Below are 11,800 nucleotides of genomic sequence, written 5' to 3' on the forward strand. Positions count from 1 at the left end.
AAGATGAAATATGCGCGTTCAACTGGCAGGATGACATGAAAACAGCGGCGATCATTGGTGGTGGTGTAATCGGCGGCGGATGGGCCGCACGGTTTCTGCTGAATGGCTGGGATGTTCGGGTGTTCGACCCGGACCCGGAAGCTAAGCGCAAAATTGGCGAAGTGCTGGAAAACGCGCGTCGGTCGTTGCCCGGTCTCAGCGATGTGCCTTTGCCGGCCGAAGGGGCGCTGAGCTTTCACGAGGATATGGCCGATGCCGTCAGGGATGCGGACTGGATTCAAGAAAGCGTACCCGAGCGGCTAGAGTTGAAACTGAAGGTTTACAAGGGGTTGCAGGAGGCGTGTGATCCTGGCGCGATCATCGGATCCTCGACCAGCGGCTTCAAGCCTTCGGAGTTGCAGGAAGGCGCACTGCGCCCCGAGCAGATCGTCGTGACGCACCCGTTCAATCCGGTGTATTTGCTGCCGTTGATCGAACTGGTGCCGACCGAGAAGAACTCAGCCGAGTTGGTTGCCACGGCCAAGGAAATGTTGACGTCGGTCGGCTTCTTCCCGCTGCATGTCAAGAAAGAGATCGACGCGCATATTGCAGACCGGTTTCTCGAGGCCGTCTGGCGTGAGGCGCTGTGGCTGGTCAAGGATGGCATTGCGACCACGGAAGAGATCGATGAGGCTATCCGTATGGGCTTTGGCATCCGCTGGGCGCAGATGGGGCTGTTCGAAACCTATCGCGTGGCCGGGGGTGAGGCCGGGATGCGGCATTTCATGGCGCAGTTCGGACCAGCCCTGCAATGGCCCTGGACCAAGCTGATGGACGTGCCGAAATTTACCGATGAACTTGTCGACATGATCGCCGAACAGTCGGATGCGCAATCCGGGATGCACTCGATCCGCGAACTGGAGCGTATCCGCGACAACAACCTTGTCGGGATGATGCGGGCGCTTAAGCTGCAGAATTACGGGGCTGGTGCAGTGCTGAACCAGCATGACGCAATGCTGCGGCCCGGCGCGCTGCCGACGCTGGAACAGGCAGATCTGAGCCAGCCGATCCTGACCCTGTCGCGGGCGGTGCCGCTGGACTGGACCGATTACAACGGTCACATGAACGAGGCCAAATACCTCGAGGCTTTTGCTGCGGCGACCGACCGGTTCATGGAGATCATTGGTTGTGACGCGGATTACATCGCCTCGGGCGGCAGCTATTTCACCGCTGAGAACCACCTTCGCTATATCGACGAAGTCCATGCGGGCGCAAAGATTGAAGTGCGCACGCAGATGTTGTTGGGTCAGGGCAAGAAACTGCACGTTTTCCATAGCATGTACGAGGGCGACAAGCTGCTGGCAACGGGTGAGAGCTTTTTGCTGCATGTCAGTCTGGAAACCCGCCGCCCCAGCGCGCCTTCGGCCGAAATCGAGGATGCGATGGCGCGAATTGCCGCCGCGCAGGCTGATCTGCCATACCCCGAAGGTGCGGGTGTGGCCATTCGGAAACCGTCATGACCCGGCGGGTTCTGGTCACGGCCGGCGCCGCGGGCGTCGGTCGTGCCATGGCCGATGCGTTTGACGCGGCAGGCTATGAGGTCTGGGTGACGGATATCGATCAGGCGGCGCTGCAGGCCTTGCCGGATCACTGGACGGCGCATTGGACGGATGTGACCAGCGAGAACGACATGAGCGCCGTCTTTCAGGCGGCCGGTGCAGCAGGCGGTCTGGACGTGCTGTGCGCCAATGCGGGGATCGCAGGGCCGACTGACGCGATCGAGGATATCGATCTGGCCGCGTGGCGGTCCTGTGTCGCGGTCAATCTGGACGGCGCATTTCTGGCAGCCAAACATGCGGTCCCGATGATGAAATCGGCGCGGGCGGGAAGCATAATCCTGACGTCTTCGACGGCCGGACAATATGGGTATCCGTTTCGGGCACCTTACTCAGCGGCGAAATGGGCCGTTATCGGGTTGATGAAGACGCTGGCGATGGAGTTGGGGCCACATGGTATTCGCGCCAATGCAATCTGCCCGGGCGCTGTCGAAGGCCCTCGAATGGAGGGCGTTTTGCAGCGTGAGGCCGCGGCCAAAGGAATGACGCGCGACCAGGTTTACCAGGGCTATGCCGCGGGCACCTCGATGGGCCGATTCGTCGAGGCACAGGATATCGCCAATATGGCGGTCTTTCTAGCCTCGGATGCGGCAAGGCTGGTGTCGGGGCAGGTGATTGCCGTGGATGGTCACACCGTCAACCCCGACCCCAAAGTCTAAGCGTCAGGCCTGATTTGGGCCACGCAACTGACGAATAGCGCTGCGCACGGCCTGCCAGTCCTGAGCTTCCTGTGTGTTACCGGAAGCTTCGCACTCGCGCATTTTCTGAGCGGCTTCCGCCTCGGCTCGGTCGCCGTGAGCGGTATAGAGGGCGCGTGCGTATTCTGCCGTTTTCAGTGCGTCCATTCTTGTAGTCCTCCGTCTTGTGGTCGGATGTCCCAAACGTTCGCGCGAAGGCACCATAGCACAGGAACTATCAAGCCGCATCACTGCGTCTGAGACGGATCTGAGATCGCTGACCTGAATTGCCGCAGATGATCCGGAAAATCGCGGGCGGTCAGGTCCGCCTCGCGGATCAGGGTATCGAAATGGCGGGTGAAAACCTCGACCCGGTCACGGTCGCGGAAAGCCATGTAATGGCTGCCGGCGTAGAAAACGCACAGAAGGGGGCCGAATATCGTGACTGGTGCGGAATAGAGCCGTTTGGCATCAAACAGATAGATGCGCAATCGTGGATAAAGCAACTCGCAGAGTTCCAGCAGATGATCGATCTGATCCAGCCGGACCTGCAAAGGCAGATCCTGATAGTAGCCCGTGCCATGGGCAAAACTGTGGATTTCATAAAGCGGCATCGCGATCTCATAGTCCGATTGCGCACTGCGCATCCACGCCAGTCGGTCGGCAGACGCACCGATCGCCTGATCGGCCGTACGACCCAGATGGGGGGCGTATTCCCATTCCAGAACGGCACGGGTTTTCAGCATGTCGGGCAGGGTGGCCGGGACATAGCGGATCTTGTATCCCGCCGCCTCCTGATGCCACTCAAAGATACGCTCATCAACCAGGGCGCGGGGGGCTTCGGCCATTGTCAGGGAACTGGCCAGCAGCTCTGCCGCGCTTTCAGGGCGGTTGGAGAGGCTGAGCAGCCAGTCCGCCGAAACACCAAGCGCCGAAGCGCAACTGCCAACTACATGCGCGTTAGGCAGTCGGGCGCCCGCGTCGGCCAAAAGCTGTGAAACTGTGGATCGGTCCACGCCGATTCCCCGGGCCAGTGCGCTTTGACTGACACCGCGTTCTTCCATGGCGCGGGCCAGACGCAGACGAAACTGCGCAGCGCGATCTCGTTTGTCGATTTTTTCCTGCATATGATAATAAATATCACGTTTGATTAGTTTTGTTAATCATATTCAGAATTCTCACGCCCCTCTGTTGCCGATAAATCTTGAAACATAACAAGACTATGGGTGACGGAATGGAGACACGGCGCAGATCAGTCGTGAAGGCTGTGGTTTGGAATGCGATGGGGCTGGCAATGATGACGCTGGTCGGGCTGATCGCAACCGGATCGGCGGCAGTTGGCGGTACGCTGGCAATCATCAACACAGCCATCGGACTGACCCTGTATGTGATTTACGAACGTGTCTGGGCCGGCATCACATGGGGGCGTGATGTCTGAGCGTTCCGGTCCCGAGTGGCGCACTTTCGCATTGATTCTTGCCTGTTACGGGGCGTGGTTGCTGACAGTCTTCTTCATGGCGTCCTGGAGCCTTTGGCTGGCCATCCCGGCAATGGGGGTCATAGCGGCACTGCATTCTTCCCTGACTCACGAGGCTTTGCATGGCCATCCGTTTCGAACCAAATGGGTGAACGAGGCGCTAATGGCGCTGCCGCTGACATTGTTCATTCCCTATAACCGGTTCCGGGATATGCATCTTGCGCATCATCGTGATGCGGCACTGACCGACCCCTATGATGACCCCGAAACCAACTATCTGGACCCCAAGGTATGGGAGTCTTTGGCCGGCTGGCAAAAGCTGGTTTACAGCGCCAATAACACACTTTTGGGCCGCATGGTTCTGGGGCCGCTTATTGGCCAGACCGCGTTCTTTCGCGATGAGTTGCGCGGGGCGCTGCGTGGCGATCCGGCCATTTTGCTGGCATGGGCATTGCATCTGCCTGGGGTGGCCATGGTGTTGTGGATTGCTGCTGCGTCTGCCATGCCGGTCTGGGCGTTTGTCATTTCGGCCTATATTGGGCTGGCACTGGTAAAGATCCGCACTTTTCTGGAGCATCGCGCGCATGAGAAATCGCGGGCCCGAACCGTTATCGTCGAAGATCGCGGTCCGTTGGCTTTTCTGTTTCTGAACAACAACCTGCACGTCGTTCATCATATGAACCCGGGCACACCGTGGTATCAGCTGCCTGCGCTTTACCGGAATAACAAGGAACGGTATCTGGCCTGCAACGAGGCCTATGTCTATCGTTCTTACGGACAAATCTTCCGTCAGTATTTCTGGAGCGCCAAAGATCCGGTGGCGCATCCTCTCTGGCCAAAGGGTTGATTTAAGGACAAAAGGGAAGCCATGAGCCTATGGATTCCCGTCACCGTTGCGGCCGCTGCGTTTCAGACCGTGCGGTTCATGCTGCAAAAATCACTGAGCCGCATTCAACTGAGTGCGGCAGGCGCCACATTCGCGCGGTTTGCCTATTCGATGCCGCTGGCCGTCATCGGCCTGATCGTTGCCATGCAATCGACCGGTTTTGCACTGCCACATTTATCCGCGAAGTTCTGGATGTTTGCGGTTCTTGGCGGGACCACTCAGATTCTGGCGACGATCTGCGTCGTAGCTCTGTTCAAACAGCGCAATTTTGCTGTGGGTATCACCTTTAAGAAAACCGAAGTGATTCAGACGGCTATCGTCGGTTTCCTGATCCTTGGCGATCAGGTTTCATCAGGGGCATTAATTGCCATCCTGCTGGGTTTGGCGGCGGTGTTCTTGTTGTCCAAAACACCGGGCGGCGACGGAGAGTGGTGGCGCCACCTGACCAACAAGGCGTCCCAACTGGGGTTGGGATCCGGCGTGCTTTTTGCCTTTTCGTCAGTCAGTTATCGCGGTGCATCGATGCAATTGGGCGATCTGGATGCGTGGTTCCGCGCGCTGGTCACGCTGGCCGCCGTGATCATGTTTCAGTTCCTCAGCATGGGACTGTGGCTACTATGGCGTGACCGGGCCGAATTGCGGGCCGTTTGGGACACCCGGCGAACCGGTGTTTTTGTCGGGCTGACCAGCTTGTGTGGTTCGTTCTGCTGGTTCTTTGCGTTCACGCTGCAAAATGCGGCCTACGTCAAAGCGTTGGGGCAGGTGGAATTGATCCTCAGCCTGCTGGCTTCGTTGCTGTTTTTCCGCGAAACCATCACCCGGCGTGAGATCGCCGGGATGTCTTTGCTTGGAATATCAATTTTGGCGTTGGTGTTGGCGATCTAGCCCGCGCGGCGTTCATCAAAGCTGAGGGCGATGAAGCTTGGCAGGTGATCGCCCATGCCCACGACTGATGGGCCGTTGTCCTCGTGACGGTTGCGCCCGCGGGGTTTGGGTTCTTTTTCCCGCTTGCCTTCACTTTTTCGGCCTTCGGAAGATCTGGATTTCTTCTCGGGCTTCGGGGTGTCCGGTTTGGGTTCATCTTTGACCGGGTTGTCGATGCGCGGAATATCCTTCTGGATCAGTTTTTCAATCGCATCCAGTGCCTTTTCATCGCGGCCCGAGCAGATCGTGATGGCCTTGCCCTCACGCCCGGCGCGGCCTGTGCGGCCGATGCGGTGGACGTAATCCTCGGCATGGCCCGGTACGTCGAAATTGAACACATGGCTGACCGATGGAATATCCAGGCCGCGTGCTGCCACGTCGGAGGCGACGAGCAGGCGCAGAGAGCCGTCGCGGAAACCGTCCAGCGTTTTCATCCGCTGCGACTGGTCCAAGTCGCCATGGATGGCGGCGGCATTGTAGCCGTATTTCTTCAGCGATTTCGCGCAGATATCCACATCGGTCTTCCGGTTGCAGAAGATGATCGCGTTGGTGCATTTGTCGCCTTCGGAGTCGATCAGCGCACGCAGAACCTTGCGTTTGTTGCTGGCTTCACGGTCGCGGCGACCACCCTTGAACATGACCACTCCCTGCTCGATGGTCTCGGACGCAGTGGCCTGACGGGCAACCTCGATCCGGGCGGGGGCAGACAGGAAAGTGTCGGTGATGCGTTCGATCTCGGACGCCATGGTGGCCGAGAAGAACAGGGTCTGCCGGGTGAACGGCGTCAGCGAGAAGATGCGTTCGATATCGGGGATGAATCCCATGTCCAGCATCCGGTCGGCTTCGTCCACAACCATGATCTGCACGCCGGTCAGCAACAACTTGCCGCGTTCGAAATGGTCCAGCAGGCGCCCCGGTGTGGCGATCAGAACATCGACGCCCCGATCAATCAGCGATTCCTGCTCCTTGAAGCTGACACCGCCGATCAGCAGCGCCTTGGTCAGTTTCAGATGCTTGGAATAGGTGTCGAAGTTTTCCGCCACCTGAGCGGCCAGTTCCCGGGTCGGACACAGCACCAGCGAGCGCGGCATACGTGCACGCGCGCGGCCACGGGCCAGCAGGGTGATCATCGGCAGGGTAAAGCTGGCGGTTTTGCCAGTACCGGTCTGGGCGATCCCCAACACATCGCGGCCCTCAAGCGCAGGTGGAATCGCGCCTTCCTGGATCGGAGTGGGTGTTTCGTATCCGGCTTCCTCAATAGCCTTGAGGACCTTCGGGTTCAGGTTCAGTTCGTTAAACTTTGTCATATATGTCCGGTTCATGCGGACACTTGACCTGGCCCGCGCGTCTGTAAAATGCCGGGCCCGGATGGCCATGCGCCCCATGCGCATTTCGGCTTGGGCGGGACATAACAAAATCGTAACACCAGGTCAAATGAAGAGCGGTTAATCTGGAGGCGCCAAAGGCGTGTATTCAGTTTTCCGCAACAATTCAATTGGTTCCGGGAAAGTGTTTCGCAACTTTAACGTCCAGATCAAGCGGACGATGCCGGATCATGCCGTGATCTTCCAGCCGGGTGCGTGTCGCGGGGGCTGCGCCGCTCATCTCGTCAAAAAAGCGGCGCAGCCCATCCAGGCCATCTTCTGCTTCGATCATGCCCAGAAGTTCATTCATGTTCACGCCGCCACGCTCGCGAGCGACATTGGGGGACATGCCGGGCTGATAGGACCCGCGTGCGATCCGGAACGGATAGTGGGCCAGCCAGTGTTCCCAATCGGGCGCGTGGCGGTGGCAAAGGTCCATGCCGTCCAGTTCCACGCAATCGCGCAGAATTTCCCCGTTTTGGAACAGGTTGTGGATACGAAAGTTGATCTTCGACATGCCGGTACGAACGAACAGCTTGCCCTGGATGTGGCTGAGGAAACCGCACAGAACAAAAGCGCCGTAGGTGGGATAAAGGGTTTGCACCAGCGTGTCGCGGCCCCGGCCTTTGGGAATAAAGGCCTTGTACAGATCTTTGCCGGTCGCCAGCGCCTCGATCGGGCGGGTGCGGGCGGCGGGAATGTCATCTGGAACCTGCGCCAGCAGGTCCGGAACCGGGCGTTTCGGCCACAGGAACTCGTCCAGGTCGATATGGGCCAGCCAGTTCAGATCTGTCTTGCGGTACGTGTAGGTGGCGTTTGCTGTCTGGCGCACCTGGTGTTTGTCCGGGCGGTCCCGCTTTCGCCTTTCCCAGAATGCGGCGTCACAGACCCACACTTCTATCTTTGGATGGGCCCGGAGGGCTTCGAAAGCCTGCGGATTGGGTTCGTCCAGAAAAAGGTACATCCGGTCGAGCCCCAGATCGAGGTGGTAGGCTGCAAATCGGAGGATATCAGGAGCCGCACCCCGTATGGTTGAAACGATACCCCAGCGCGGGTTTTTTAGGGCGTCCGTGGACTGAGGTAATGGCGTCATGGCGCCAATTTGCGGGCAGTCGCTGCGGGTTTCAAGCCTGGCTTGGGTGGCAGATCGGCCCAATTAAGGGCCCGATAATCAAAGCCGCATTCGATTGTCGGCTTCACGATCCGAAAATAGGGAGAAAGGTCGAAATCGCGTGGCGTGAAAAGCGAATGGTGGCGAATCCTCAGAATCTCTCGGGCGTGATCCTTGGAGCAATCCTCGAGCAGTGCCGGCAGGATCGGATAGCGTACACTTTGGAACGCCTGCGCAATTACGGTCGAACAGATTGCCCGCGTCGGATCGCCGGAACCCAGTGCCAGCATCTGGCGGCGAAAGCGAACCGGGACAGGCGGGTTTGGCATCAAATAGCGCAGCAGGTCAAAAATGTTCTTCAGGTCATAGGTCTTGCCGATGCTTCCGCGCATGAAGGCAATTACCCGCGCAGAATCCTCGTTCGTCAGGCCGACAGGCCGACAGATTCGGGTGTTGAGATGGGCAAACTGAGATACAGGCACGGCACGCACCCCGTCCTGAAGGTCAGCTTCGATCAACTGAGTATCCGGGTCTTCGCCACCCGCAAAGAACGCCACATGCGACCAGGTAGAATTCGTTAGATACTTGATTGCCGATGCAACCCGGCTGTTGCCCTCGACCAACAGAACATCGCAGGGCTGAAGTGTCTGGCGCAGCCGCTCGGGTGTAGTTGAGGAGAAACTCTGGTACCCTTTGAGGGGTTTCTCAATATACCGCGACAGAGCATATCCGAGCCTGGTCAGAAGTCTGTTCATACCTCTACCTCCGCGCTTGCGTTCGAAAGCAGGTTATTCTGACTCCGAACAGACCCGGATCACAAGCGTATTGATATCACGTCATCATTTCCTTGGTCGCTGAAAGGTTCAGCGCCGGATAGTCGCGGACGACCCGGTCGATGTCCCATTGCAAGCGGGTCAGATAGACAATGTCACCATCGTGGTCATGGGCGATGTGTTGCTTGTTGGCATTCACGAACTTTTCAACTTCGGGCTTGTCGCCGCTGACCCAGCGGGCACTGGTGAACTGCGACGCCTCGAAACGCACAGGCAGGCCATATTCCATCTCGATCCGGCTGGCGAGGACTTCGAATTGCAGCGCGCCAACGACGCCTACGATGAAACCTGAGCCGATCGAGGGTTTGAACACCTTGGCCGCGCCTTCTTCGGCAAACTGCATCAGAGCTTTTTCAAGGTGCTTAGCCTTCATCGGGTCGCCTGCGCGAACACCCTGCAGCAGTTCCGGCGCGAACGATGGGATGCCGGTCACGCGCAGCGCTTCGCCTTCTGTCAGCGTGTCGCCGATGCGCAGTTGGCCGTGGTTCGGAATGCCGATGATGTCCCCAGCCCAGGCTTCTTCCGCCAACTCGCGGTCGGAGGCCAGGAACAGGACGGGGTTCGAGATCGCCATCGGTTTTTTCGATCGCACATGCGTCAGCTTCATGCCGCGCTTGAAATGGCCAGAAGCCATGCGCACGAACGCCACACGGTCGCGGTGCTTTGGGTCCATATTGGCCTGCACCTTGAAGACAAAGCCTGCGACCTTCTTTTCGTCGGGTGCGATCTGGCGCGGTTCAGCGGACTGAACCTGCGGCTGCGGTCCGTAAGCACCGATGCCCTCCATCAATTCCTTCACGCCGAACGAGTTGATCGCCGAGCCGAACCAGATCGGGGTCATGTGGCCTTCCAGTACCGCCTGCGGGTCCAGGGCGGGCAGCAGTTCGCGCGCCATTTCGACCTCTTCCAGCAGCTTTTCCAGCAAGTGTTCGGGCACATGCTCGGCCAGTTTGGGGTCGTCCAACCCGTTGATCTCAATGCTTTCGGCTACCTTGTTGCGGTCGGCGCGGTCCATCAGCTCCAGCCGGTCGCGCAGCATGTCGTAGCAGCCGATAAAGTCGCGCCCGACACCGATAGGCCACGCGGCGGGCGTGACGTCGATGGCCAGCATTTCCTGAATTTCGTCGATAATCTCGAACGTATCGCGGCTTTCGCGGTCCATCTTGTTGCAGAAGGTCAGGATGGGCAGATCGCGCAGGCGACAGACCTCGAACAGTTTCTGCGTCTGGCTTTCAACGCCCTTTGCGCCGTCGATAACCATCACCGCCGCATCCACGGCTGTCAGGGTGCGATAGGTATCCTCTGAGAAGTCCGAGTGACCGGGCGTGTCAACCAGATTGAACCGAAAGTTCCCATAATCGAACGACATCGCAGAGGCGGAGACGGAAATACCGCGATCCTTCTCCATCTGCATGAAGTCCGAACGCGTCCGCCGCGCCTCACCCTTGGCGCGCACCTGGCCAGCCATCTGAATTGCGCCCCCGTACAACAGGAACTTTTCAGTCAGCGTTGTTTTGCCCGCATCCGGGTGCGAGATGATGGCAAATGTCCGGCGCCGGGCAATCTCGGGCGGCAATACGGGTTGGTTCGAGGCGGTATCAAGCATGAGCGCGCGTATAGGCGTGGAATCCTGCCGAGGCAAGACAAAGGGGCTGGTTCGAATCATACCGTTATGGCAATAAGAACATATAGTGAACAAATTGCGGAGAAGATCGATGAATTTGAAAGAGATTGCCGACGAACTGGTTGCCGGTTGCCGCGAAAACCGGGCCAAGGAGAATTTGGAGAAACTCTATGCGCAGGATGCTGTTTCGGTCGAAGCGCATGAAATGGAAGGCATGGGCCGCGAGACGCATGGACGCGATGCGATCCGGGGCAAGCATGAATGGTGGGAAAGTGCGCACGAGGTGTCTGGTGCATCCGTCAGCGATCCGTTCCCGCACGGCGACGACCGTTTTGCCGTGATCTTTGAAGTGCAGGGCACGGTCAAGGAAAGCGGTGAAAGCTTCGACATGAAAGAGGTAGGCATCTATCACGTCGCCAACGGAAAGATCGTGCGCGAAGAGTTCTTTTACTGACGCGCTTTGACTTCTGGTCTTCCCTGTCTGGCCGGTGCTAGACATGCGGGCAACAACAGATGGGGAGGATCGGATGGATCTGGGAATACGTGGAAAACGCGCACTTGTCTGTGCCAGCAGCAAGGGTTTGGGTCTTGGCTGTGCAGAAGCCCTGGCCGCAGCCGGTGTCGATCTGGTGATGAACGCACGCGGGGTGGACGCTTTGGAAGCCGAAGCCGCCCGGTTGCGAACGGAACATGGCGTCGACGTGCAGACGGTGGCCTGCGACGTGACCTCGGCCAAGGGGCAGAGCCAGGTGATAGACGCCGCGCAGGGTGTTGATATTCTTGTGACAAATGCCGGTGGTCCACCGCCCGGATTGTGGTCGGACTGGGATCGGGATGATTTTATCAAGGCGCTGGACAGCAACATGCTGACGCCGATCGCGTTCATGAAGGCACTGTTGCCGGGGATGATGGACAAGGGCTGGGGCCGGGTGGTGAATATCACCTCGCAATCCGTGCGCGCGCCGATCCCGGCGCTGGGTTTGTCGAACGCGGCGCGAACCGGACTGACGGGCTATGTTGCCGGGACGTCCCGACAGGTGGCCCGGCGCGGGGTTACCATCAACAATCTGCTGCCGGGTATTCATGCCACGGATCGCGCGGTGTCGCTGGACGGCGGCGTGGCGACGCAGAAGGGGATTTCAATGGATGAGGCGCGCGCGGAACGCGAGGCGACCATTCCTGCCCGGCGATATGGCACGCGGCAGGAATTCGGCGCGGCATGTGCATTTTTGTGCTCGCAACATGCCGGGTTCATCGTTGGACAGAACATCCTGCTGGACGGCGGCGGCACCAATCTGACGATGTGAGC

Annotated in this window: 13 protein-coding genes; 7 read left to right on the plus strand and 6 right to left on the minus strand. The window is 58.8% G+C overall.

From position 1 onward, the window contains the following. The first annotated feature begins 35 nt into the window (after nt 1-35). Together ACR0JW_RS00840 and ACR0JW_RS00845 are read left to right on the plus strand one after the other, a co-directional pair. Nucleotides 36-1,499: a carnitine 3-dehydrogenase gene (locus ACR0JW_RS00840; protein ID WP_170677422.1), complete on the plus strand. Its 1,464-nt coding sequence runs from the start codon at nt 36-38 to the stop codon at nt 1,497-1,499. Next, nucleotides 1,496-2,254, plus strand: coding sequence for an SDR family oxidoreductase (locus ACR0JW_RS00845; RefSeq protein ID WP_170610629.1), 759 nt, complete (start codon nt 1,496-1,498; stop codon nt 2,252-2,254). Before ACR0JW_RS00840 ends, ACR0JW_RS00845 begins: the two co-directional genes overlap by 4 nt. A 3-nt stretch (nt 2,255-2,257) precedes the next feature. Here the strand turns inward: ACR0JW_RS00845 and ACR0JW_RS00850 are convergent, their stop codons facing one another. Together ACR0JW_RS00850 and ACR0JW_RS00855 are read right to left on the minus strand one after the other, a co-directional pair. Continuing rightward, on the minus strand, nt 2,258-2,440 hold the full coding sequence (locus ACR0JW_RS00850; RefSeq protein WP_170610632.1) for a hypothetical protein: 183 nt from the start codon (nt 2,438-2,440) through the stop codon (nt 2,258-2,260). Nucleotides 2,441-2,520: 80 nt separating this feature from the next. Then, nucleotides 2,521-3,399 carry a helix-turn-helix domain-containing protein gene (locus tag ACR0JW_RS00855; RefSeq protein ID WP_170610635.1) on the minus strand — a complete coding sequence of 293 codons (879 nt, stop codon included), beginning with the start codon at nt 3,397-3,399 and terminating at the stop codon, nt 2,521-2,523. A 107-nt stretch (nt 3,400-3,506) separates the two neighbouring features. Here ACR0JW_RS00855 and ACR0JW_RS00860 point away from each other — a divergent pair, with 107 nt between their 5' ends. Genes ACR0JW_RS00860 through ACR0JW_RS00870 form a run of 3 tightly spaced genes read left to right on the plus strand, consistent with a single transcriptional unit; the run spans nt 3,507 to nt 5,520 of the window. Further along, nucleotides 3,507-3,710, plus strand: a complete 204-nt coding sequence (locus tag ACR0JW_RS00860) for a DUF2061 domain-containing protein (RefSeq protein ID WP_170610965.1) — start codon at nt 3,507-3,509, stop codon at nt 3,708-3,710. After that, nucleotides 3,703-4,596 (plus strand): fatty acid desaturase, encoded by an 894-nt coding sequence (locus ACR0JW_RS00865; RefSeq protein ID WP_170610637.1) that lies wholly within the window; start codon nt 3,703-3,705, stop codon nt 4,594-4,596. Before ACR0JW_RS00860 ends, ACR0JW_RS00865 begins: the two co-directional genes overlap by 8 nt. A 21-nt stretch (nt 4,597-4,617) precedes the next feature. Beyond that, entirely contained in the window at nt 4,618-5,520 is a 903-nt protein-coding gene (locus ACR0JW_RS00870; protein WP_170619158.1) for an EamA family transporter, read from the plus strand. Here ACR0JW_RS00870 and ACR0JW_RS00875 read toward each other — a convergent pair. The 4 genes from ACR0JW_RS00875 to ACR0JW_RS00890 all read right to left on the minus strand — a co-directional run bounded on the left by ACR0JW_RS00875 (nt 5,517) and on the right by ACR0JW_RS00890 (nt 10,473). Further along, a complete protein-coding gene (locus ACR0JW_RS00875) occupies nt 5,517-6,866 on the minus strand; it encodes a DEAD/DEAH box helicase (RefSeq protein WP_170677420.1) in 1,350 nt (449 codons plus the stop codon). The two genes, ACR0JW_RS00870 and ACR0JW_RS00875, sit on opposite strands and share 4 nt — an antisense overlap. Nucleotides 6,867-7,050: 184 nt before the next feature. Continuing rightward, the gene (locus ACR0JW_RS00880) at nt 7,051-8,016 is read right to left on the minus strand and encodes a glycosyltransferase family 2 protein (protein WP_170677418.1); all 966 of its coding nucleotides are present in this window, start codon (nt 8,014-8,016) and stop codon (nt 7,051-7,053) included. Then, the gene (locus ACR0JW_RS00885; RefSeq protein ID WP_170677416.1) at nt 8,013-8,789 is read right to left on the minus strand and encodes a YiiX/YebB-like N1pC/P60 family cysteine hydrolase; all 777 of its coding nucleotides are present in this window, start codon (nt 8,787-8,789) and stop codon (nt 8,013-8,015) included. Before ACR0JW_RS00885 ends, ACR0JW_RS00880 begins: the two co-directional genes overlap by 4 nt. A gap of 76 nt (nt 8,790-8,865) precedes the next feature. Beyond that, the gene (locus ACR0JW_RS00890; protein WP_170677414.1) at nt 8,866-10,473 is read right to left on the minus strand and encodes a peptide chain release factor 3; all 1,608 of its coding nucleotides are present in this window, start codon (nt 10,471-10,473) and stop codon (nt 8,866-8,868) included. A 109-nt stretch (nt 10,474-10,582) separates the two neighbouring features. On the opposite strand from ACR0JW_RS00890, the gene ACR0JW_RS00895 reads away from it, so the two are divergent. Both ACR0JW_RS00895 and ACR0JW_RS00900 read left to right on the plus strand, forming a co-directional pair. After that, a complete protein-coding gene (locus ACR0JW_RS00895; RefSeq protein ID WP_170610651.1) occupies nt 10,583-10,945 on the plus strand; it encodes a nuclear transport factor 2 family protein in 363 nt (120 codons plus the stop codon). 73 nt (nt 10,946-11,018) lie between these two features. Next, on the plus strand, nt 11,019-11,798 hold the full coding sequence (locus ACR0JW_RS00900) for an SDR family oxidoreductase (RefSeq protein WP_480713492.1): 780 nt from the start codon (nt 11,019-11,021) through the stop codon (nt 11,796-11,798). Nucleotides 11,799-11,800: the final 2 nt, after the last annotated feature.

The sequence above is a fragment of the Ruegeria sp. BG6 genome, from assembly GCF_056538465.1.

Bases quoted from the DNA above. Each gene is read 5' to 3' on its own strand.
- ACR0JW_RS00840 (WP_170677422.1), top strand. From the start codon at position 36: ATGAAAACAGCGGCGATCATTGGTGGTGGTGTAATCGGCGGCGGATGG.
- ACR0JW_RS00845 (WP_170610629.1), top strand. From the start codon at position 1,496: ATGACCCGGCGGGTTCTGGTCACGGCCGGCGCCGCGGGCGTCGGTCGT.
- ACR0JW_RS00850 (WP_170610632.1), bottom strand. From the start codon at position 2,440: ATGGACGCACTGAAAACGGCAGAATACGCACGCGCCCTCTATACCGCT.
- ACR0JW_RS00855 (WP_170610635.1), bottom strand. From the start codon at position 3,399: ATGCAGGAAAAAATCGACAAACGAGATCGCGCTGCGCAGTTTCGTCTG.
- ACR0JW_RS00860 (WP_170610965.1), top strand. From the start codon at position 3,507: ATGGAGACACGGCGCAGATCAGTCGTGAAGGCTGTGGTTTGGAATGCG.
- ACR0JW_RS00865 (WP_170610637.1), top strand. From the start codon at position 3,703: ATGTCTGAGCGTTCCGGTCCCGAGTGGCGCACTTTCGCATTGATTCTT.
- ACR0JW_RS00870 (WP_170619158.1), top strand. From the start codon at position 4,618: ATGAGCCTATGGATTCCCGTCACCGTTGCGGCCGCTGCGTTTCAGACC.
- ACR0JW_RS00875 (WP_170677420.1), bottom strand. From the start codon at position 6,866: ATGACAAAGTTTAACGAACTGAACCTGAACCCGAAGGTCCTCAAGGCT.
- ACR0JW_RS00880 (WP_170677418.1), bottom strand. From the start codon at position 8,016: ATGACGCCATTACCTCAGTCCACGGACGCCCTAAAAAACCCGCGCTGG.
- ACR0JW_RS00885 (WP_170677416.1), bottom strand. From the start codon at position 8,789: ATGAACAGACTTCTGACCAGGCTCGGATATGCTCTGTCGCGGTATATT.
- ACR0JW_RS00890 (WP_170677414.1), bottom strand. From the start codon at position 10,473: ATGCTTGATACCGCCTCGAACCAACCCGTATTGCCGCCCGAGATTGCC.
- ACR0JW_RS00895 (WP_170610651.1), top strand. From the start codon at position 10,583: ATGAATTTGAAAGAGATTGCCGACGAACTGGTTGCCGGTTGCCGCGAA.
- ACR0JW_RS00900 (WP_480713492.1), top strand. From the start codon at position 11,019: ATGGATCTGGGAATACGTGGAAAACGCGCACTTGTCTGTGCCAGCAGC.